The following is a 23,164-nucleotide window of genomic DNA, read 5'->3' as shown; positions in this document are numbered from 1 at the left end:
AAGATTCAATAGCTTGCTGGCAGGTATTCGGACTTAGGAGCATGACCTTAGAATAGATTAATTGGTCGCCTAGCATCTCACTTCCCGCTTATCATAGGATGTAGCAGTGTGTGGTTTTCACCTTAGATGTTCGTTCTCTTTTACCGCTGCGCGTCAGTTCTGGATTTGCACCAGATTCCCATTTAGATGATTTATTGCATAAATCACGACCAGCTCGGGAACTGATAATAATTATCAATATATCTCTTGTCTAGTGGAAATAATTGCGGTTCTACATGAAACTATTTCATATCAGTACTGGACAACGACGCATGATTGAATAAAATCTGCGCTCCTTGTGTAAAGAGAAAGGCATATCTATGGCAAACCCTGAAATAAACTCTAATCGCTACCACGAACAGCTTGAAGAGAAGACGAATCGTCTCAGCCAAATGTTTGCTGAATATGATGTACCTAAGTTAGAAGTTTTTGAGTCTCCTGAACAGAATTATCGTATGAGAGCTGAATTTCGAGTTTGGCATGAAGGCGACGAGCTCTACTACATAATGTTTAATCAAGAAACTCGAGAAAAATATCGAGTTGACCAATTCCCCGCAGCCAGCAAAACCATTAACGACTTAATGCCTCTTCTATTAGAGACGATAAAAGATAATGACACGCTTAGGAGAAAACTATTTCAAGTCGATTTTTTATCTACTTTAAGCGGTGAATTATTAGTTTCTTTGCTATACCACCGTCAGTTGGATGAAAGTTGGACTGAAAAAGCCAAAGCATTAAAAACATTGCTTAATGAGAAAGGCTTCAATCTCAACATAATCGGACGCGCTAGAAAAATGAAAATAGTGCTCGATCGTGATTATGTAATAGAAAGGCTCCGCGTGTACGATAATACCTATATTTATCAACAAGTAGAAAATAGCTTTACTCAACCAAATGGTATAGTTGCACAAAAGATGTTGGAGTGGGCAGTTGATTGTACCAAAGAGAGTGATGGCGATTTATTGGAGCTTTATTGCGGAAATGGTAATTTTTCGTTAGCCCTCGCACAAAACTTTGAACGCGTACTCGCGACCGAACTTGCTATGCCTTCGGTAATTTCTGCACAATATAATATTGCAGCGAATAAAATAGATAATGTTCAGATTATCCGTATGTCTGCGGAAGATTTCACTGAGGCAATGGAAGGAAAGCGAGAATTTCGTCGTTTAAAACAAGCTAATATCGACCTTAAAAACTTTAACTGCAATACCATTTTTGTAGACCCTCCAAGATCTGGAATGGACCAGGATACTTGTAAAATGGTCCAAGGTTACGAAAGGATTTTATATATATCCTGTAACCCCGAGACACTTAAAGAAAATCTTGAGATATTATCAACGACGCACAGAATTACTAGGTTCGCTCTATTTGATCAGTTCCCTTATACACACCATATGGAGGCAGGTGTCCTATTGGAAAAACGAAAATAAAATGCACGCGCTATATAGTAAAAAACGAGCATTACGCTCGTTTTTTTGACTTGAAAATGAGTGATTGTTCTCACGCACTTTTGGCAATGAAGCCCAACTTTTTCCCAACCCATAATAGAAGCAACAATGTCACTATAATAGCGAAAAAGTTAGACCCTGCTTCTGGGTATTGCGCTTTAACAAAGGCTGAATAACCAAATGCGCCAACAAAGAAACAAGCTAATCCAACAAGGGGTAATTCTTCCGAAATCGGATTTTTAAGATAATCTTGGTAGAGCATCTGCACTGAAAGTGCCAATGCTATCAATGGAAATATTGAGAAAGTAACTTCCGTTATCGTCAACGCAGATAATAATGCATTGCTACACATCCCTACTATTACTGCAAGGAGCAGCGTTTTTTTTGCAGAGTCACTTTTTGTTTGATTAGATTCATTCGACATAGCTATATCCTATTATTTTGTCTTTCACGCTCTTTTCTATACCAATACGCACCCTTAGCGGTCATTCTTAATTGCATCACTAACCTTTCAGTCAGCTCTTCTCTCTCACTTTTGTTCAAATCCAACGCTTCTGCGCCAGAACTAAACACTAAGATTACAGATGCTTCCGCTTGAATAGATGCTTCTTCTCTATTCATTCCAGTACTTAGTAAATATTCTGTCATTTCAGCAACAAAATGTTGCATCTCTCTTGCTACCGCAGCCCTAAATTCTGCCGAAGTACCAGAGCGTTCACGTAGTAACAATCTGAATACGTTAGGACTGCTATCAATAAATTCCATAAAGGTTTCTACTGAGGTTCTAATCACACTCCCTTCTTTAGCAATTCGTTGTCTGGCCTGTCTCATTAGTTGCCTAAGAAGTAAGCCACCTTCATCAACCAAGGTCAATCCTAATTCATCCATATCTTTGAAATGACGATAAAATGAAGTAGGCGCGATACCAGCTTCTCTTGCGACCTCTCTTAAACTTAAATTTGAAAAGCTACGATCTGCCCTAAGCTGGTTGAATGCTGCATCAATTAATGATCGGCGTGTTTTTTCTTTTTGTTGTGCACGAATTCCCATAGGGGGTCATTTTTACCATTAAAGCCTATTAACGTTCAGATACTATAACGCGAATTTGAACCTGTGAGAAATACACATTGTAAAAGCATTACTAACATCCAGTAGATTTGCATAAGTCCGTGATCGTTACCACTCTATAGTGTGATGACCATTTACCTATGGTGATAACAAGTTAAAATCTCGCTACGGCAATGTTAATAAAAATCATGGAAGGCAAATCAATATGGCTCGAAAAACTCACTTTGATGTGATCGTAATTGGTAGTGGTCCTGGAGGTGAAGGGGCTGCAATGGGTTTAACCAAAGCAGGTTTAAATGTCGCCATTATTGAAAAGGAAAATAGTGTTGGGGGAGGATGTACCCACTGGGGGACTATTCCTTCGAAAGCACTAAGGCACGCAGTTAGCCGAATCATCGAGTTTAATAGTAACCCGATATTTAGCCGAAACAGTAGTAATGTCCACGCTTCTTTCTCCGATATTCTTAGCCATGCTAAAACCGTTATTGATAAACAAACTCGCCTACGCCAAGGTTTTTACGATCGCAATCAATGCGACCTTATTTTTGGCAAAGCTCATTTTGTAGAAAAGAATAAAGTGGCAGTGCAGCAGCCGGATGGAAGCCTAGAATACTATACTGCCGATAAATTTGTGATCGCCACTGGCTCAAGACCTTATCAGCCAGCAGATGTTGACTTCAATCACCCTCGTGTTTATGACAGTGATTCCATACTATCTTTAGGGCATACACCCAGAAATATCATTATTTACGGTGCAGGCGTCATTGGGTGTGAATATGCGTCAATATTTAGAGGCTTAGATGTAAAAACAGATCTCATTAACACTCGTGACCGCTTGCTTTCATTCCTTGATAATGAGACTTCCGATGCACTTTCTTATCACTTTTGGAATAGTGGTGTAGTCATTCGAAACGATGAGACTTACGAAAAAGTAGAAGCAACAGACGATGGCGTAGTTATCCACCTTCAGTCTGGCAAAAAAATGCGTGCTGATTGCTTACTTTATGCTAATGGTAGAACAGGAAATACCGACAAGTTAAACCTTGAAGCTGTTGGGTTAACACCCGATTCTAGAGGCTCTTTAGGCATTAATAAAAAGTATCAAACCGAGGTAGAGCATATCTATGCTGTTGGTGACGTTATCGGTTACCCTAGCCTAGCGAGTGCGGCTTATGACCAAGGTCGCTTTGTTGCACAAAACATTGTTAAAGGAAAGGCAGATACCCACTTGATTGAAGATATTCCTACGGGAATCTATACCATTCCTGAAATCAGTTCAGTAGGTAAAACCGAACAAGAACTCACCGCAGCAAAAGTTCCCTATGAAGTAGGTCGCTCTTCCTTTAAACACTTAGCACGAGCTCAGATTGCAGGAAAAGATATTGGCAGTTTAAAAATTCTGTTCCATAGAGAAACAAAAGAGATACTGGGCATTCACTGTTTTGGAGAACGCGCTGCTGAAATAATCCATATTGGGCAAGCCATAATGGAACAAAAAGGTAAGGCGAATAACATTGAATATTTCGTCAATACCACCTTTAACTACCCAACAATGGCCGAGGCATATCGGGTCGCCGCTCTTAATGGATTGAACCGACTGTTCTAACGGTGGTCATTTCACATTAACTCTGTTCAGGTTGTACACTTCGGCCTGAACAAAGTTTTATCACCTTCAATAAAACTACAAAAAAACATTCCTTTTCCATTGAGAGAGAAATATCCCCCTAAACTGGCACCACGAATAACCATAAAGCTTATCATCGCTGCCCACAGTGCATGGTTATCGAATCGACCCATCAAGTAAAATACTGTGAAAAAAGTACATGTAGCCAAGAACATACTATTGCGCATCTCTTTACCTTTTGTCGCACCTATGAATATTCCATCTAGGATAAAGCACCACATCGAGCATAAAGGCATCGCTACCAACCAAGGTAAATACAAAGTCGCTTGGTCACTAACTTGCTCTATATCTGTAATAATAGATATCAAGTGGTGACCAAAGAGATAAAAAGTCACCGTTAATATGAAACAAATGATAAAGCACCAAATAAAAGTAGCCGCAATAGACTCTTTCAGTTCCCCTTTATTTTTAGCGCCTACAGCTTTACCAACCATGGCCTCTATCGCATAAGCAAACCCATCCATACCATAAGAAATTATCATCAAAAAACTCATTAATACGGCATTGGCGGCAACAATGTCATCTCCATAAGTAGCACCTTGAAAAGTCATAAAACTGAAGGCAGCTTGTAGACAAAGTGAACGTAAAAATATATCTCTATTAAGCCTGACAAATTTCGACAAACCATTAGTCAGGCTTATGGTTTTTTTATAAATGATAGAGGTTAGATTTGGCAGCTGAAAAGACTTCCGCGATCGAAGCACAAAACTGAGTCCAATAATTAGGCTTATATATTCTGCGATGACAGAAGCAAAAGCAGCCCCCTGAACACCCCAACTGAAGACAACCACAAAAAGAACATCGAGAGTGATATTGGTAACATTAGCACTTATAACCATCCACATTGGCGCTTTAGCATTTTGAGTACCGAGTAACCAGCCTAATAGCACATAATTTGAAAGTGACGCAGGTGCGCTCCATGCACGAATAGAAAAATACGCTTCCCCATAATGCTTAACTTCACTACTAGCTTGGCTAAAAGTGAAAATGAGATCTATCATCACTCGGTGAAATAGCAGGAAAATAGATGAAAACGTAAAGGCCATGAATAAACCTTGCAGTAATATCAACACTAATTGGTCTTTTTTATCTCTACCTAAAGCCTGAGCGGTCAGACCCGTTGTCGACATTCTTAAAAAGCCGAATAGCCAGAACGTCACACTAATCAAAGTACCACCCAGAGCAACACCACCTAAATACCAAGAATGCTCTAAATGACCGATAACCGCAGCATCGACCAAGCCTAACAACGGCACCGTGATGTTTGAAAGCACCATTGGAATAGCAAGAAGCAGAACTTGTTTATGGATGGAATTGTTTTGAAATGTAGATAAAAAAGAGTAGAGCACAGAAACCTCACTAAGTTGCCTCCAAGTGTAACTTAGTGACTCACTTATTGCGTTGTAAAATTACCAAGATAACTCTATGAGTATTAACTGTTTCGGGAGATTAACCAATTGACAACCTTTATCATATCTTGTGAACTAAGAGATGATAAAGGTTATTTATACTGACGGGAGTATCTATTACATCCAATCGGTATTTCGAATAATACCGACAGCGATGCCTTCTATCGCTAAATCTTGAGATGTTAGATCAACTTTAATTGGAGAAAAGTCTTCATTTTCAGCGTGAAGCACTACCGTTGCTCCTTTTCTTTCCAGACGTTTAACTGTTACATCATCGTCTACACGAGCCACAACTACTTGGCCATCTCTCACATCTTGAGTCTTATGTACTGCTAATAAGTCGCCATCCATAATTCCGATGTCTTTCATACTTTCGCCATGAACCCGAAGTAAAAAATCAGCTTGTGGACGAAACATTGAAGGGTCTACTTTATAATTTGCTTCAACATGCTCTTGTGCCAGAATCGGCTCACCAGCAGCAACTTGACCTATCAAAGGCAAACCCAACTCCTCGTTGGCAGCATCACTTTGAAGCAATACTCTAATACCTCTAGATGCACCAGGAATGATTTCGATAGCTTGTTTTTTAGCGAGTGCTTTTAAATGTTCTTCTGCTGCATTAGCAGAACGAAAACCCAACTCTCTTGCGATCTCCGCACGTGTTGGGGGCATACCTGTATCATCAATTTTGTCTCTGATTAAATCTAAGACTTGTTGCTGACGAGGGGTTAACGGCTTCATAAGTCACCTGTTTTTTTATACAGTTAACTGTGAGTATATCCAGTATCTATCTGTTTGCAATGGAAAGGTGGTATTTTTTGACCAATTGTATGAAATAGTTTCAATGAAACTTTTTCCAGTAAGTTGAAACTCTGTATATTCACATTTTCGAAAATTCTATTATTAGCGCGTTTTTTAACAGAGATGAGTCAGAGGTAAGCTCTCTCAGCAGTGAGTTCACCAACTCGAAGATGGACAATTGTGAGTTTGAGTTGTTGGCCTAGTAGCGCCCAATTAAAGTACTGACCACCCCACCGAATTTGAACACAGTAAACATTAAACCTAACCCAAACCCAATCTTCAAGCGTTGTGAATTACTATTGAATGTTGGTTAGGCTCTTTATATCAAGATGTTACCTTATTCATTTCATTGTTGAAAATCACTCTAATTTACAAATAGACAATTTTATTAACCAGTTCTTAACTCATGCATCTTAAGTGTTAAAGGCTTCTAATTGACTCAAAACCTCTCAATATAACAACAGAAATATTGATCCGACCTCATCCATTATAATTTAACCATTGGCTCAGTCAATGTGTGATGCATTGATCATAATCAAGACAAATAACCGAATCTTACTATATTGTATTATAAAATAATATTCTAATGTAAGGCGTATAACGCTAGTACTATAGAAGCAATAACAGGGTTAGTTATGTTCAAAGACTTAAAGTTAGGTACTAAAATTGGGTTAGGTTTTGGCGTTGTATTGACAACTCTGTCCGTGGTGTTGGCCATCGCAGTTTTAGCCCTGAATAAGGCTGATAAAGGAGTTGAGGATTATCGTGGGCTCGCCCGAGACACTAACTTAGCTGGCAGGTTGCAGGCAAATATGCTCATGGTTCGCATGAACGTTAAAGATTACCTTATCACTAAAAGTGAGAAAGACTTGCAAGAATACAGTGATTACGTGGCTAAAATGCAAGAATTTTTGAACATTGCCAACCAAGAAATTCAAAAGCCTGATAGAGCTACTTTGGTCACTGAAATTGATACTGCAATAGTGAACTATCAAAATGCTTTCAAAGAGGTTGTAGACCTAGTCAACAAGCGAGATATCATTAATAGCACGACATTGGTGCCTAGCGGAGAGAAAATGACTCTTCTCATCAACGACATCATCGAGTCTGCCTATCAGGATGGTGATAGCGATGCGGCTTATCACGCTGGACATGTTCAGAACAAAATGTTGACTGGCCGTCTTTTTGTAGTCAAATTTCTTCAATCTAACAACGAAAATGATTTTCAAGTTGCCCTGAAAAACATGGAAACAGAATTGAATAACGAAATTGTAGACTTAGATAAAAATCTACAAAATAGTGGACGCAGAGATATATTAGGTGAATTTAAACAAGCTCATACAGACTATATCAAGGCTATGAGCGATATTCATGACTTAATTGTTAAGCGCAATACCATCATTTCCAATACTTTAGATGTAATTGGCCCTCAAGTTGCCAATGCAGTGGAAAATGTAAAGCTTTCCATTATGAAAGACCAAGATGAGCTTGGCCCTGCCTTAAAAGCAAATACTGACCAAAGTATACAGATCACGCTTATCCTTTCTGTTATTGCTGTGGCTTTCGGCATTGGCTCCGCGTACTTATTAACCGTAAGTATTACCAGACCTATTGGGCAAGCGGTAACCGCTGCTAATCAGTTGGCTCAAGGAGATTTGACCGTTGAGGTGACTCAAACTAGCAATGATGAAACAGGCCTATTGATTGGTTCCATTCATAATACGGCTGTTAATTTGAGAAACATGGTATCGACGATATCGGGTGCCAGTATCGAACTAGCGTCCGCTTCTGAAGAGTTAGCGGTTGTCACAGAGCAAACATCTGAGGGGATACATCAACAAGAAATAGAAACCGATTTAGTCGCAACCGCGATGAATGAGATGTCAACCACAGTCCATGATGTTGCTGATAATGCAGCCAGAGCAGCAGATGCCGCTAATCAGGCTGACCAAGAAGCTCGAAATGGAGGAAAGGTTGTCGATAGTACACTAGTTGCTATCAACGCTTTGACCGCTAGCGTAAATCATTCTTCTGAGAAGTTGAATGAGGTTGAAAGTGAAGTACTTAACATCAGCTCTATACTCAATGCTATAAGAGAAATTTCAGACCAAACTAACTTATTGGCTTTGAACGCTGCGATAGAAGCTGCAAGAGCTGGTGAACACGGCAGAGGATTTGCGGTTGTTGCAGATGAGGTGCGAACGCTGGCGAGCAGAACACAAGATTCAACCCAAGAAATTCAACAAATAATTGAGCAACTTCAAGCAGGAACCAGAAGTACCGTTGAAGTCATGAATGAAGGTAAATCTTACGCTGAAAAATGTGTGGCACAAGCGAATGATACGAGTGCAGCTCTTGAATCGGTAACTCAAGCGATTGGAATAATAAATGACATGAATATGCAGATAGCGAGTGCTTCAGAGCAACAAAGCACTGTAGCAGAAGAAATCAATAAAAATGTCGTCAATGTGAAGCGCGTAGCCGAGGAAAACTCAGTAGCAGCGAATCAAACCAGAAGCTCCAGCAGCGAGATTGCGCAGTTGGCCGAGCAATTAAAAGGGTTGGTAGAACAATTTAGAGTCTAACTTATCGAATGATGAGTGAGGGAAAATAATCTTCTCACTCACAATTCACTATGTAAGTACAGATAATAAAATCGATCATTGCGCTAAAATAACCACAACGGTCATTCAATATTTAATGAAAAATTCTAATCTTCATTCAGATCAAGACGCCTTATTTTTCGATGTGGTTTGTCATACGATGCTCAACCTTTACATGGAAATTGCTTATTCCAAGCGGTACATCCCTCCAAACAAGCGCAGCCAGATCTTGTTGAAATACCTCAAACACGCTATGAAGCGTTCAGGATATAAATCTGTTAAAAACGATATTCGTGGGCTCATTTATTTTGGACGCAAAAACGACTTAGGTTTTGAGGCGAAGTTGATTGAAATCCAAAACCTATCTGAACGGCATCCCGTCAATGATAGTTCTTCTTCTGACTTGTCAAACTTCACTCAATTGCTAAAAGCTTTAGATTCAATTTGTTCGGTATCCGAAGAACCATTGAACGTAAATGAGTTAGTTTTAAGGCAGAAGCTATACCTTAATCAACAGAATCTCGTGAATGCTTTCAATGAAAAAGGACAATTAATTTCTAAAATAGAGGTCGTGCTACCTGAGGTAAATTGGGAAGAAGCAGTCAGAGAGTGCCGAGCGCATAATTGGCAATTAATCAAGGTAAACACCTATCAGAAAAACCATGTAGTAGGGCTTATTTCGTTATGATTCTAATTCACCTTCAGATAAAAGCTTCAATTGTACATAAAAACCTTTATTTTTCAGATAATTGTGAGGGAAAATGCTATTTTTTGAAATAATGAGACCCGCTTCATACTGGATTTTAATAGTTTTATGGTTAATCATCTTTGCCTTTTACTTGAAAAACTACAAGCAGCTGAAAGCATTTGGTGGTTTTACGGTAGTCATGTTTGCAATATTAACCATAGATGCAATTAGAACCTTATTTGAAAGTATTTATTACGGACTCTATTTTACTTCAGAGCACGGGTTTATCCCTATTTTTATTGCAAATACGTTATCTAACCCTGCGCTTTGGTTACTTCCAAAAATAGTTAATATTGTAGCGGCGCTACTTATAATTTTCTGTATTCAATCGCGGTGGGTACCTGAAAGAATCCAAACAATAGAGAAGTCTGATAGAGAAAAGAGGTTGGCTTCCAACGTATACGCCTACCTTAGCGAAGGAATAACGATAACAGATACGGAAGGTACCATCATTGACGTCAACCCAGCATTCACTGAAATTACAGGGTTTTCTCGTGATGAAGCGATTGGAAATAATCCACGCATCTTAAAGTCAGGCCGCCAATCATCTGAGTTTTATAAAGGCATGTGGCACGCCCTAAAAACAGATGGTCATTGGAGGGGGAGATCTGGAATAAGAGAAAAAATGGGGAAATTTATGCGGAAATATTGACGATTAGTTCGATCTATAATCGCTTTGATGAGGTGGAAAACTACGTAGCTTTATTTACTGACATTACGACGATAAAAGAGCATCAAGTTCAACTTGAATATATCGCTCACTTTGACGAGTTGACAAAGTTGCCCAACCGAAAGCATCTTGTCGATTCTCTCGCTCAATCAATGCTACGGTGCCAACATCTAAATCAATCTCTTGCCGTTGCATATATTGATTTAGACGGATTTAAATCCAAAAATGACACCTATGGGCACACGGTTGGGGATGAATTACTAATTGAAGTTTCGAGCCGAATGAGACAGGTACTTCGTCAGGAAGATACTTTAGCTCGCATTGGGGGTGATGAATTTGTTGCAGTAATTACGGGATTTAAAGACCAAGTCGATTGTGAAAAGACGTTAGAGCGATTGTTGGGTGCAGCCTCTGAACCGGTTAGGGTTGAAAATGCTCTATTACAAACTTCGGCAAGTATCGGAGCGGCTTTATATCCTCAAGACAATGTTAATGCCGATAAACTCCTTCGCCACGCTGACCAAGCAATGTATACAGCAAAACGATTAGGGAGAAATCGTTACCAATTGTTTAATGACGCCCAACATTCCGAGCGAGATTCTCGCATGAAAGATATAAAACGTATTGAGCAAGGTTTAAAAAATAACGAATTTGTTCTTCATTATCAACCTAAGGTGAATATGAGAACAGGTGCCGTTATTGGCGTAGAGGCTTTGATCCGTTGGCAGCACCCTGAGCGCGGTATGTTGTATCCGAATGCTTTTTTACCATTGATTGACAATCACATGTTCAGTATTGACCTCGGAGAGTGGGTTATTGATACCGCCTTAGGTCAAATAGCTCAATGGAAGGTATTAGGAGTTAACATCCCTGTGAGCGTAAACATCGACGCCATTCAACTACAAAGCGAGAATTTTGCAAAGCGCTTAACATCATTGCTATCGTCGCACTCGTCCGTGAATGCACAGTCACTACAACTCGAAATCCTCGAAACAAGTGCATTAAGTGACTTAAAGCACGTGGCAAAACTAATGGAAAGTTGTGAAGTTAGCTTTTCACTTGACGACTTTGGCACGGGTTATTCTTCACTAACGTACCTCAGACATTTACCTACAAACCAGATAAAAATAGATAAAAGCTTTGTACAAGACATGTTGGTTAATGTAAACGACTCAATAATGGTAGAAAGTATCATTGGCCTAGCAAATTCGTTTAAGCGTGAAGTGATTGCTGAAGGTGTAGAGACAAGTGCACACGGCGCCGCGCTGTTGCAACTTGGGTGTGAATTGGCTCAGGGATACGCTATTGCACGTCCTATGCCCGCGAAAGAAATGCCTCATTGGATTGAAACTTGGACGCCTGAGGCGATATGGCAAATTAATAATAACGCCTATAGCAATCTGAGTTAAATAATGGGTATCCTTGAAATGAGCCCTCTACATATAGCGTTTGGTTATATTTTCACATTCACTAAAGTCAACTTTTCGCCACTGTTATCCACAATATTAAAGGTAACAATCACATTTTCAGGAAATTCCCTTTATTAAGTTATAATAATATTATATGTGTTAGGTTTAATATTATACTATATCAATGCATTCTAATAAGCAGATAAGCTAAGTTTGCTAAAAGACCCATAGAAACAATCGTATAAGAGGTAGGTAGTTAAAAGTCATGGGATTATCATACGTTGCTAGGCAACCAATCTTGGATAGGAACAAGAAATTGTATGGGTACGAGCTTCTTTTTCGAAATAGCGAAAAAAACGCATTCCCTTCGGTCACTGATGAAGAAGCGACGCACAAACTAGTTATCGAGCAGTTTTTTGAACATGACCAATCTGTTCTTGGCGGAAAGTTAGGTTTTATCAATTTTCCGTATAATAGCCTAATACAAAAACTTCCTACCGTACTCCCCAATGAGCACGTCATCATTGAAATTCTAGAAGACTGCGAACCAACTATGGACCTTCTAAGTGCGGTCATTGCGCTAAAGAAAGAGGGGTATAGGTTCGCACTGGATGATTTTGTCCCTTCGCCTGAATGGAAACCATTTCTGCCTTATATCGATATTATTAAATTTGATATTCAAATTTTACCGCTTGATAAGTTAGAGCGACTAATGAGGAAAATGGCAGAGACAAACATTAAGTTTTTAGCCGAAAAAATAGAAACTTACGATGAATTCAAGCAAGCCTTGGATATGGGGTTTGAGTATTTTCAAGGATATTTTTTTAGTAAACCTGAATTGATTAAGCGAAAAAAATAACCCCCTCTCAAGTTGCTGTCCTAGAGCTTTGTAAAGAAATCGCTCAAAAAGAAGTCAATTATAAAAACTTAGAGCAAATATTTTCTTCAGATGTAACCCTCTCTTTCAACCTATTGCGTTTCGTTAATACCGCAAACGTGAAAGTGCCTATCGAGTCATTTTCTCAAGCATTAGCCTATCTGGGTGAGTCAAACATTAGACGATTTGTTGCGCTCGTTGCTATTGCATCTGTATCCGAGGGGAAACCAAATTCACTGTATTCGTTATCACTTCAACGAGCTCATTTCTGTGAACTGACATACGGGCATGAGCAATCAAATAGTAGTCTAGCGTTCCTTGTCGGGCTTTTCTCATTATTGGGTGCGCTATTTGATGAAGATTTAGAGTATATAGCCTCTCACCTTCCCATCAATGATGAGTTGAAATTGGCTCTCAGTGAAAGGCAAGGAAAGCTCGGTAAAATATTAACCCTCGCATTAGCTTATGAGGACGGGGATTGGAAAGCGATAAATAGTATTAGTAATGACCTTTCTTTAAACGAAAACATAAGCGCATCTTATTACCAACAAGCGATGAGATGGGCAAACATAGATTAAATAAAAATCAAATCAAATCAAATCAAATCTCAAGTCATGGTGGTTGCTTACATTCGATTCAGCTATAACTCCATGGAATATGATATTTAGGGCAGGCCATAATGACAGACAAAGAAAGACAATTTGGAGAGAATGCCACTCTTGTTTCCATAACAGATATGGACGGGGTTATTCAGTATTGCAACCGTGATTTTATTGAAATTAGTGGTTATTCCGAGCAAGAGCTCATTAATTCCAATCACAACATCGTTCGCCATAAAGATATGCCCAAAGCTGCGTTTGAAGATTTGTGGTCTACAGTAAAGATGGACAAGCCTTGGAAAGGCATTGTAAAAAATCGATGTAAGAATGGCGACTTTTATTGGGTTGATGCTTACGTCACACCGGTCTTTGAAAACGGTAAGAAAGTCGGTTATCAATCCATTAGAAGCTGCCCTTCCAGAAAACAGATTGCGGATGCAGAATCTTTGTACAAAGACTTAAATAACAATCAGCATAAAAAAATCCCCAAACCAAGTTTGTATTCCAAAATGACACTTGCTTTTCAAGTGAACACCATTGTTGCGTTAGCGTTTGCAACCTATGTCTTAATGCAAATGTATGAAGGTCAACTTTTTACTTTAGAGCCTCTTCAAGTGATGACCAATTTATGGATCATGCTCTTATTTAGCGTGCTGTTATATTTGATTAATTTTGACGTAGTCAAACGAATCAACAGGTTAACACGCATTCTAAAACGTATTTCCGCAGGTGACTTGACAGAAAAAATCGAAATCATCAAAGAAGATGAAATTGGTGAAACGGTAATGTCTGCAAAAATGTTACAAGGGCGACTCAAAGCGATTATTGGAAGGTTTAGTGAGTCCTCGCATGATTTGATAATCGCGACAGGCGTACTGTCTGAAACGAGTCACACAACAAAAAGCAGTATGGATACCCAACACACCGAAACCGAGTTGGTCGCAACCGCAATGAATGAAATGAGCGCAACTGTTTCTGAAATTGCCCAAAATACGGCTAGGACATCAGAGTTAGCAGCGGCGGCAGACAATGCCGCAACAACAGGTAAAGTAATGGTGTCATCCACTCGAGAAGCCATTTTCGAACTATCAGAAAGTCTTTCTGCAATTTCAGAATCAATAAACCTACTGGCTAATGAATGTCACCAGATAAAAGATATCACTGAGTCTATCAGCGGCATTTCAGAGCAAACGAACCTATTGGCGCTAAATGCGGCGATAGAAGCGGCAAGAGCTGGAGAATACGGTCGTGGTTTTGCTGTTGTAGCGGATGAAGTTCGTGTTCTCTCCTCTCGAACACAGCAATCTACAGAAGAAATAAACACAATGATTGAGAAGCTACAAGGCGGTAGTGTTGAGGCAGTAAAAGCAGTAGAAAAAGGATTGGAAAAAGTACATATTTCTGTCGAAAAAATCGAAAGCACAGAAAACGCGTTTACCGAAATTGCTACATCCGTTACTGATGTCAATGATATGAATATGCAAATCGCCACGGCAGCAGAAGAGCAATCCAGTGTAGCAGAAGAGATGAATCAAAACGTAACGTCAATTAGCGTGCATTCCTATAAAACGGCAGATAGTGTTGTGCTTTTAGAAGACAAAGTTGATGAATTAACTAAGATGTCCTCTTCTTTAGCGATTCAGCTTGAGCAATATAATCTTGGAGAAACTGTATTGGTAAAACCTTAAGATGGTGAACCATTCAAGTGAGCGATTTCTTGTGGTTGAACTGTGACCACTTACAATATCTGGTACATTAGACATTGTTAATTTATTCGTTATTTACCAAAATATGAGCAACAATACTTTATGGATAAAAAGAAATTTTTTGGGAAAAATATCTGGATGATATTTATTATTGTCTTTGTGACCTCATTGGTATTGTTTATAGGCATTACTTACAACAACTGGACATCAATCAAAGAAGCGACACTAAATAAAAAAACACACGTTGAACTATTTAGTAACTCAGCTCGGGCTTTTTTGGAATCTCAGGAGTCACTACTTGAAGTGCTTGGCGTTCACCTTATTACCCAACATGGTTTCCCAAAACAACCAATCCACGATACAGTTTTAGATAATTCGATGGATACATATCCAGCATTTCTTTAGGGTTGGTCAATTAACATGGAAATCCACTAGTTACAAGTTCAAACTTTGACCTAAATAAGCTACCCAATTTGCTGGAGTTAGAGCAGATCTTAGAATCGTTTACCGAAACCAGAGAAAGCCGAAAAATTTATACTGGGTCAACTTATCTCATTAACGGTCTTGAAACTCAAACTTATGCTATGCCGATTCGCTGGGCGATTTATATACCACATGATGCCACAAAAGCAATTGCGATCATGACTGCCGGGATCAAGCAGGATAACACTCCCATCTTTGGAGGTCATAGTACTGAGATTGAGTATCATCAGGTTGAAATTATACGGAGCGACCGCTATCCCGTATTTAGTACTGACAACAATATCAAGTACGCAAAGCCTATTCCAAAGCACTATTATGCGATGTAGCTGCTATCGAGTTAACTACTGAACGAACTTAGGAGTATAGGAGTCCTTTTCTCTCTTGACGATTTTGGTACTGGTTACTCTTCGCTCAAATACTTGAAAAAACCACCTCTTAGCCAACTTAAGATAGATAAAACGTTTATTGATGACTTAGAGTCAGATAAAAGCGACTAATCTATTGTAAAAACCATCATCTTTATGTCTAAAACGCTAGGTTTACACACTATCGCTGAGGGAATGGAAACAGAAGAGCAAAAAGTTTATCTAGAGACTGAAGAATGTTAAGCATTACTTCTATCGCATGAAAGCAAGAATGCCGTTGCAAAGCAGAGAACAAAACACTTACAGGATGTTTCAGATGCTAGGCGACAGTTGAAGCTAGAGGATGTATCAAGAATTCTGGATATGTCTCGGACCACTATCGTCTATCTGACACATCAAAAAGTACTTAGTCCAATAAACTCTCCGAAAACTATCAACTACATGTTGTTCGATATAAAGGAGGTATCCAGATTTACAACTAAGCTAAGCTCTGAACCCTCTGTAATTTCAACATCACATGCAGAAAAAAAGGTCTCAATTGAAAGTCTGATTGATAAGATTTCGCTGTTTGATATTGAGGATAGGTATGATTTGGGAATACTTATCGAAGTAATCGTCAAATCAGACATACCGCAATCCATCGAAGAGAACACTTCACTCTGTATTACGAGTCTGTTATTTGACCGCGATTTATTGCTAGAAGAGCTTGAGGTGGCTTTTATTAACTCCATTCAAAAAGAGTATTCAAAGGTCAAAATAGGCAAAGTTTGTGGGTTAAACGAAGCGCAATATTTCGCCTTTCGAGAACTTCTTGGTCAGGACACAGCTCTACGAGAAGGCCAACACCGTTATATCTCCCACAACGCTCTTAGAGATTTTTTTGAGAGTCACATTTTAATCAATCGCTGGTGTCTAATCCGCGACCTAGATATAGATGACGTTGTCGCTAAGTTGAATGACTCGAAAATCAGTTTCGCATATCCATCACTTCTCAAGCACGGAATATTCATCATTCCTAAATCTTCATCACACCTGCTCTAACACCTTCCCAACAAAGCCAAGTCTAAACAATTAGGCTTGGTTTATTAACACCAGCTAATTTCTCTGCTATCATTACTTTAGTTGAAGGATTTTAAATGCACTTTTAAGCACCTTCCCTACAAATTCACAACTTTTAGGCGCATTTTTATTTCGGTCAATTTCAGTATTAACCGGAAAAACACAAACCAGTTCCGGCTCTTAGCCGGAAAAAGCAGTAATACCACCAATTTCTTGGCTGGAAAACGACTGCTAACTCATTGATATTACACACTCGAAAATTTCACTATTAATCACTGCCTACAAATGATCTACGTTTTTCGACTCTTAGTCGATAATTACTTGCGTTTCATACTTAGCTCGATTCATAGAAATCATCGTTTTAAATGTTTTAATATGCTCATTACTAAAGAAAATTGTCTCTTTAAGCATTTCATAAGCACGCAGATCAGCAACATCAATAATCAGAACGAAATCCACCTCACCTGTCACTTGATAACACTCTTTTACTTCTGGCACATTCTGTATTTGTTTTATAAATGCCTGGTTTATTTGCTTTCGATCCCTTTCCATACAAACTTCAACAACAATATGAAGCGGATTACCTAACTTTTCAGGGTTCAAGATGGCAACTTTTCGGCTAATTACCCCTTCAACCATTAGGCGCTGTACTCGCTTCAGACATGCTGGTGGCGATAGCGCTACCCTCTCAGCCAGATCAACATTAGTAATAGAGCAATCATTCTGTAATTCTCGCAATATCGCTTTGTCCGTACGATCAAGAAACATTATTAACCTCATTTAATAATTATCAGAATAAAATACAATTATAGATATAAATAACAGCAATAATTTTTCAAATCCACCTTAAACTAATTAAAAGCGAAATAAAGGGAAGTGTTTCATGTGGAACAAATCGTTCACTAACCACATATCAAATCAGATTAGGGACATTGTCAGGGTTTACCTGGTCTTAATGAAAGTCATGATCCCTGCGATCATCATAGTAAAACTACTCGACCTCGTTGGCGCCACAGAACTACTCGCCTATCTCATTTCACCCGCGATGAGTTTAGTTGGGCTACCACAAGAAATGGGGATTGTATGGGCTGTTGCTCTGCTCACCAATATATATACTGCCATGGTTGTGTTTTACTCAATAGCAGCGACAAGCACGGTTTCCGTTGCCGACATATCAGTACTTGGGGTCATGATACTTATCGCTCATGCACTTCCGGTTGAAGGAGCTATAGCAAAGTCTTTAGGGATAACGTGGCGAGCAACATTACTTGTCAGAATCGGCGGAGCATTGTTGTTAGGTGCGATATTAAACGTCATTTATTCAAACATGCATTGGAACCAAGAACCTATTGTCCTTGTATGGGTACCAACAACAAATTCTACTGTTGGTTGGTTTCAGTGGATAATCGAACAAGTTCAGCTTTTCGCTTCTATCTTTGTCATTTTGGCTTCATTAATAATAACACTACGTCTTTTACGCTTATTAGGAATTGAAGCACTCCTGCACAAGTTATTGATGCCTTTATTAAAAGGATTAACACTAGGAAAAGAAGCCGCCAATATTACGATTATAGGCATGACTCTTGGACTCTCATTCGGTGCGGGATTATTAATAGATGAAGTAAAAAAAGGGCATATAAGTAAAAGAGATACCGCTCTTGTTATTGGCTTTCTTGGGCTTTGCCACAGCATAATAGAAGATACGTTATTAATACTACTGCTCGGTGCTGACATTTATGCCATCCTTTGGGGGCGGCTTTTATTTGCTATTTGTATCATCGCGATTTGGGGGCGAATTTATAAACAAGCCCGCTAAGTGCTTTAGCCAAAATGAATAAACTGACAATAAGCAACTATCGAAACTAAAAGCCTGCTATTTTTTAAACGCAGACTGTGTGCAACGCAGTGATTGACTTATCCTGTGATATGGCGTTTGAATATCGCCTTATCTATGTCGAATATTTAATATCATGTATGACTATTATCCACGAGTAAGTCATTCTCGATAAAAATAGCAAAACAATTTGATTTAGACGTAAAAGGTTTGACCAGTTTCTGCTATTCTTGCGACGCAAAACTATCTTCATCAAGAATCGCTATTAAGCTTGGCTTTTCAACACAGTTGTTGAGCGTCTTTCCCCTTTGAAGATAGTGCATTTTTGATAACTCTTGAGGCGATAAACCCAATGTCATCTGGACGAATAATTCCACGCTCACTTTTAAAGCTACCCCTCTCATTATTAGTGAAGAGTTCCGCTATTCCTACTGAGCCAATTAAAGATTTAGACATCGATTTAGATAAGCCTATCGTTTATGCCCTTCCATTTCGGTCCAATGTAGACCTTTTTACATTAAGAAAGAAAGCGATAGAAATGGGCTTACCAGACCCTCTTTCACCACTAGAGATAAATGGTAAAGAACTAGGTCGATATGTCTATATTAGTTCCAGACCCTCTATACTGAAAAGTGATAAGCACATCCCAAGTGCATCAATCGCTCTATTTAGCGATTTATTAGCTCTACATGAAGAAGATTCAGAACTCGATGTTCAAGTTATACCTGCGACGGTTTTATGGGGAAGAAAGCCCGGTAAAGAAGCCGACCTAAGGCCCTATTTACGTGCAATGAATGGTCCTCAAAAAGCAATGGCTCTCATTATTTCAGGTCGAGATTGCCAGATAAGGTTTAGCCCTGTCGTCTCTCTTCGTTATATGGCAGATGTACATGGCACAGATGAATCGATCGCTCATAAACTTGCAAGAGTCGCTAGAACTCACTTTTCACGCCAGAAACTGGCAGCGACAGGCCCCAAACTTCCAAACAGAGAGCAACTTTTTAAGCGATTACTCGACTCAGAAGTGATCCAAAAAGCAATCGAAAATGAAGCAAACAGTAAAAACATTAGTCTAGAAAAAGCACGTAAAGAAGCTCACTCAATACTTGATGAAATAGCCGCTAACTTCTCCTACTCATTAATTAAGAATGGAGAGCGTGTTCTTGGGTGGTTATGGAATAAGCTTTATAGAGGGCTTAACATTAATAATGCGTCTACGGTACGTCGATTAGCACAAGATGGGCACGAGATAGTTTATGTTCCTTGTCATCGAAGTCATATGGATTATCTGCTGCTTTCTTATGTCCTCTATCACGAAGGGATGGTTCCACCGCATATTGCAGCAGGTATTAACCTGAACTTTTTCCGGCCGGCTACATCTTCCGACGTGGTGGTGCATTCTTCATTCGCCGCAGTTTCAAAGGGAATAAACTCTATTCAACCATATTTCGGGAATACCTTTCCGAACTATTCACTAAAGGATATTCCGTTGAATACTTCAGTGAAGGCGGTCGCTCACGAACAGGCCGATTACTCCCTGCAAAAACAGGAATGCTTGCAATGACGATTCAAACCATGCTCAGAGAACAGAGTCGTCCTGTGACTCTTGTTCCTGTTTATATTGGATATGAACACGTAATGGAAGTATCTACGTATGCCAAAGAATTACGAGGAAAGCGGAAAGAAAAAGAAAATGCTGGCCAGGTTATTAAAACGATTCGTAAACTTCGTAATTTCGGCCAAGGGTACGTGAATTTTGGCGAACCGATTCCACTGAATCAATTTCTCAATGAACAAGTGCCAGATTGGAAACAAGATATCAATCCATTTGATCCTCCTAGGCCTCAATGGTTAACGCCAACTGTCAACAAGCTCGCCATTAAGATGATGACTAACATCAACGACGCTGCAGCAACCAATGCATTAACATTATGTGCAACCGCTCTACTCGCTTCACGTCAACGCGCCTTGGCCAAAGATACATTGATCGCACAGATTGATTCTTATTTATCGTTGCTTAAGAATGTTCCTTATTCCAAAACATCGACTATCCCAGATAAAACAGCCGATCAATTAGTTACACACGCGATTTCTCTGGATAAATTTGTAATAGAAACCGATACCATGGGAGATATCGTTTCGTTAGATCGTAACCAATCGATCTTAATGACATACTATCGAAATAACATTATTCATCTATTCGCATTGCCTTCCCTCATTTCTCACTTAGTCGTGCGCCATGAAAGTATATCAGTCGAATACATTCGATCGGTTGTACATCAACTCTATCCATTTTTGAAAAAAGAACTGTTTTTAAACTACGAACAAGCTGAAATAGATCACACTGTTGATAACATTATAGACGAACTCGTTAGACAAGAATTGATATCTAAAACAGAGAGTAATATATCTATTAATCAGGCTAGAATTCAGTCTTTAATGCTACTTGCTCGTACAATTGCAGAAACGCTTCAAAGGTACGCAATTTCAATCAATCTTCTTGGAGCAAACCCCGAGCTAGAGAAATCGGAACTTGAGAGTAAATGCCAAGAAGTTGCACAACGTCTCGGAAGATTACATGGTATCAATGCACCCGAATTTTTCGACAAAGGTGTGTTTTCATGCTTGTTTTCAACATTGAAAGAACAACAATACATTGATACTGATGGCAATTGTAACCTAGAGAATACTCAGCATTTGGCGGATATGTTATCAGCATTATTGCCGACAGAAGTAAAACTTACGATACAAGAAAATTTGTACAGTGAAGTGTAATATCAAATAACTAAGTAAGATTGTTATTTTCTAATATCAATCTTACTACTTTCAAACGCTTGAAACGAAAAAAAGGTTCTGTATAACAGAACCCTTTTTCTTCAATTCGAACAATTATAAGTAGCTGATAAAAATAGCCAAAGCCATAATTAGCCCAACATTATTATTGTTTAAAAAGGCCTTAAAACAGTCGTCTCTTTTTCGCTGTTTAATCAAATTCTGTTGATACACAAAGAAACCTGCGGAAACTAAAATTCCCCAATAAAAAATGGTACCTAGATTTAACCAACTTCCTAAAACGATAAACAAAAACAGCGTTAGCAACTGTAACAAACCAATAATGGCTTTATCAAATCGACCAAATAAAATCGCTGTCGATTTAACACCAATTTTTAAATCATCATCTCTATCAATCATGGCATACTGCGTATCGTAAGCTACCGTCCATAATGCATTAATAATAAAAAGTAACCAGACGGGAGAGCTAAGTTCATTCGCCTGTGCAGCCCAAGCCATAGGGATTGCCCAACTAAATGCTAAACCGAGGAATAGCTGAGGAAGATGGGTAAAGCGCTTCATAAATGGATAAATAATTGCCAATGCTATGCCAATAAAAGACAACTTCACAGTAAGGGAGTTCATCGTTAAAACAAGAAGAAAAGACGATAACGCTAGCGCTAAAAATAATATAATGGCTTCAAATGGCTTCACTTTTCCAGAAGGTAGTGGACGCTGCTCTGTACGTTTGACATGTCCATCAATATCTCTATCCGCAAAATCATTAATAACGCAGCCCGCAGAGCGCATAAAGACCACGCCTAACACAAAGACAACTATCACATCTAACTGGGGAAACCCTTCAGCGGCAAGCAACAGAGCCCAGATGGTTGGCCAAAGCAGCAAAAGGGAACCAATAGGTTTGTCCATTCGCATTAACTGCCAGTAGGCTTTTGCTTTTGCTACGCTCATCTAACCGTCTCCGCAACATATACCGGTGAATCAGGAAGAAAAAGTTCGGCAACTAACATAGGTTTTTTATTCATCCATAAACGTGATCGTCTAGCTATTAGGCGTTGATTAGGAAGCTCAACCCATCCTAACTGCAAAGCATCTCGACTGACGTCTTCTACACTAAATACTGTCAGTCCCAAGGGAATACTCCCTTGCTGCAATAGATTATGAGGTTGTTCCTTTAACGACGCTTCCGGTATCAGTGTTCGACCAACAATCCACTCTTTGTCATCACCTAAAAGTACGACTTCTCTCAATAAGCAATGTGTATCACTAAGAAGTTCTTTTTCCTCAGTAGTGACTTGGGTTGGTGTAATGATTTCATTAAAAAGCAGTTCAACCCTTAAATTCTCACATTTTTCTGCAAAACGTCGTGACAATGAGCCTTTTTCCAACAACCAGTGTAGAGAAACACTCGAAGATAGTTCAAACTTGTCAATGTCTTGCCAATGGACGTTTTTGAGCGCAGTAATGTACGACGAAATAAGCTCAGTCATAGGTATAATTAATTAGTTCTAGTAATATAAGCAGTTTATACTTGATGTTAAGGCTAAAGAAGCCGAAGAATACAAACTT

The 23,164-nt window shown here is 39.1% G+C and carries 18 protein-coding genes, 3 pseudogenes and 1 riboswitch; of the genes and pseudogenes, 14 read left to right on the top strand and 7 right to left on the bottom strand.

Annotated features, from left to right (window positions below; translation table 11 throughout):
- Position 1: 1 nt before the first annotated feature.
- A riboswitch (cobalamin riboswitch) is annotated at positions 2 to 229 on the bottom strand.
- A 130-nt stretch (positions 230 to 359) separates the two neighbouring features.
- The gene (gene trmA, locus PGX00_RS02830; protein ID WP_272132653.1) at positions 360 to 1,469 is read left to right on the top strand and encodes a tRNA (uridine(54)-C5)-methyltransferase TrmA; all 1,110 of its coding nucleotides are present in this window, start codon (positions 360 to 362) and stop codon (positions 1,467 to 1,469) included.
- Positions 1,470 to 1,539: 70 nt separating this feature from the next.
- Here the strand turns inward: trmA and PGX00_RS02825 are convergent, their stop codons facing one another.
- Complete coding sequence (locus PGX00_RS02825) at positions 1,540 to 1,911, bottom strand: YijD family membrane protein (RefSeq protein WP_272132652.1); 372 nt, start codon at positions 1,909 to 1,911, stop codon at positions 1,540 to 1,542.
- Positions 1,912 to 1,913: 2 nt separating this feature from the next.
- On the bottom strand, positions 1,914 to 2,537 hold the full coding sequence (fabR, locus tag PGX00_RS02820; protein WP_272132651.1) for an HTH-type transcriptional repressor FabR: 624 nt from the start codon (positions 2,535 to 2,537) through the stop codon (positions 1,914 to 1,916).
- Positions 2,538 to 2,760: 223 nt separating this feature from the next.
- Between fabR and sthA the strand changes: the two genes are divergently transcribed.
- Positions 2,761 to 4,161 (top strand): Si-specific NAD(P)(+) transhydrogenase, encoded by a 1,401-nt coding sequence (sthA, locus tag PGX00_RS02815; protein WP_272132650.1) that lies wholly within the window; start codon positions 2,761 to 2,763, stop codon positions 4,159 to 4,161.
- Between the two features lie 75 nt (positions 4,162 to 4,236).
- Here sthA and PGX00_RS02810 read toward each other — a convergent pair.
- Both PGX00_RS02810 and lexA read right to left on the bottom strand, forming a co-directional pair.
- A pseudogene (locus PGX00_RS02810) lies at positions 4,237 to 5,516 on the bottom strand (MATE family efflux transporter).
- Positions 5,517 to 5,765: 249 nt separating this feature from the next.
- Positions 5,766 to 6,389: a transcriptional repressor LexA gene (gene lexA / locus PGX00_RS02805; protein WP_272132648.1), complete on the bottom strand. Its 624-nt coding sequence runs from the start codon at positions 6,387 to 6,389 to the stop codon at positions 5,766 to 5,768.
- Between the two features lie 695 nt (positions 6,390 to 7,084).
- Between lexA and PGX00_RS02800 the strand changes: the two genes are divergently transcribed.
- The 10 genes and pseudogenes from PGX00_RS02800 to PGX00_RS02755 all read left to right on the top strand — a co-directional run bounded on the left by PGX00_RS02800 (position 7,085) and on the right by PGX00_RS02755 (position 16,950).
- Entirely contained in the window at positions 7,085 to 9,034 is a 1,950-nt protein-coding gene (locus PGX00_RS02800) for a HAMP domain-containing methyl-accepting chemotaxis protein (RefSeq protein ID WP_272132646.1), read from the top strand.
- 115 nt (positions 9,035 to 9,149) lie between these two features.
- Positions 9,150 to 9,740, top strand: a complete 591-nt coding sequence (locus tag PGX00_RS02795; RefSeq protein ID WP_272132644.1) for a DUF2913 family protein — start codon at positions 9,150 to 9,152, stop codon at positions 9,738 to 9,740.
- A 73-nt stretch (positions 9,741 to 9,813) separates the two neighbouring features.
- Positions 9,814 to 10,452, top strand: coding sequence for a PAS domain-containing protein (locus PGX00_RS02790; RefSeq protein WP_272132642.1), 639 nt, complete (start codon positions 9,814 to 9,816; stop codon positions 10,450 to 10,452).
- The gene (locus tag PGX00_RS02785; RefSeq protein WP_272132640.1) at positions 10,449 to 11,879 is read left to right on the top strand and encodes a putative bifunctional diguanylate cyclase/phosphodiesterase; all 1,431 of its coding nucleotides are present in this window, start codon (positions 10,449 to 10,451) and stop codon (positions 11,877 to 11,879) included. Before PGX00_RS02790 ends, PGX00_RS02785 begins: the two co-directional genes overlap by 4 nt.
- A 265-nt stretch (positions 11,880 to 12,144) precedes the next feature.
- A pseudogene (locus PGX00_RS22845) lies at positions 12,145 to 13,334 on the top strand (EAL and HDOD domain-containing protein).
- Between the two features lie 101 nt (positions 13,335 to 13,435).
- Positions 13,436 to 15,043, top strand: a complete 1,608-nt coding sequence (locus PGX00_RS02770; RefSeq protein ID WP_272132637.1) for a methyl-accepting chemotaxis protein — start codon at positions 13,436 to 13,438, stop codon at positions 15,041 to 15,043.
- Between the two features lie 156 nt (positions 15,044 to 15,199).
- Positions 15,200 to 15,466, top strand: coding sequence for a hypothetical protein (locus PGX00_RS02765; protein WP_272132635.1), 267 nt, complete (start codon positions 15,200 to 15,202; stop codon positions 15,464 to 15,466).
- Between the two features lie 68 nt (positions 15,467 to 15,534).
- Positions 15,535 to 15,870, top strand: coding sequence for a hypothetical protein (locus tag PGX00_RS02760; RefSeq protein ID WP_272132633.1), 336 nt, complete (start codon positions 15,535 to 15,537; stop codon positions 15,868 to 15,870).
- Positions 15,871 to 15,888: 18 nt separating this feature from the next.
- Positions 15,889 to 16,041, top strand: coding sequence for an EAL domain-containing protein (locus tag PGX00_RS22840; RefSeq protein WP_407702369.1), 153 nt, complete (start codon positions 15,889 to 15,891; stop codon positions 16,039 to 16,041).
- Positions 16,042 to 16,272: 231 nt separating this feature from the next.
- On the top strand, positions 16,273 to 16,950 hold the full coding sequence (locus PGX00_RS02755) for a hypothetical protein (RefSeq protein ID WP_272132631.1): 678 nt from the start codon (positions 16,273 to 16,275) through the stop codon (positions 16,948 to 16,950).
- A 324-nt stretch (positions 16,951 to 17,274) separates the two neighbouring features.
- On the opposite strand, the gene PGX00_RS02750 is transcribed toward PGX00_RS02755, so the two are convergent.
- The gene (locus PGX00_RS02750; protein WP_272132630.1) at positions 17,275 to 17,736 is read right to left on the bottom strand and encodes an Lrp/AsnC family transcriptional regulator; all 462 of its coding nucleotides are present in this window, start codon (positions 17,734 to 17,736) and stop codon (positions 17,275 to 17,277) included.
- Between the two features lie 187 nt (positions 17,737 to 17,923).
- Between PGX00_RS02750 and PGX00_RS02745 the strand changes: the two genes are divergently transcribed.
- A complete protein-coding gene (locus PGX00_RS02745; RefSeq protein WP_272132629.1) occupies positions 17,924 to 18,784 on the top strand; it encodes a hypothetical protein in 861 nt (286 codons plus the stop codon).
- 370 nt (positions 18,785 to 19,154) lie between these two features.
- Positions 19,155 to 21,577 (top strand): annotated as a pseudogene (gene plsB, locus PGX00_RS02740) (glycerol-3-phosphate 1-O-acyltransferase PlsB).
- 114 nt (positions 21,578 to 21,691) lie between these two features.
- On the opposite strand, the gene ubiA reads toward plsB, so the two are convergent.
- Both ubiA and PGX00_RS02730 read right to left on the bottom strand, forming a co-directional pair.
- Entirely contained in the window at positions 21,692 to 22,546 is an 855-nt protein-coding gene (ubiA, locus tag PGX00_RS02735; RefSeq protein WP_272132627.1) for a 4-hydroxybenzoate octaprenyltransferase, read from the bottom strand.
- Positions 22,543 to 23,085 carry a chorismate lyase gene (locus tag PGX00_RS02730; RefSeq protein ID WP_272132626.1) on the bottom strand — a complete coding sequence of 181 codons (543 nt, stop codon included), beginning with the start codon at positions 23,083 to 23,085 and terminating at the stop codon, positions 22,543 to 22,545. Before PGX00_RS02730 ends, ubiA begins: the two co-directional genes overlap by 4 nt.
- Between the last annotated feature and the right edge of the window lie 79 nt (positions 23,086 to 23,164).

It is taken from the genome of Vibrio algarum, assembly GCF_028204155.1.
GTDB lineage: Bacteria > Pseudomonadota > Gammaproteobacteria > Enterobacterales > Vibrionaceae > Vibrio > Vibrio algarum.
Note: the sequence above shows the minus strand (reverse complement) of the source record. Positions and strands in the feature narration are given on the sequence as shown.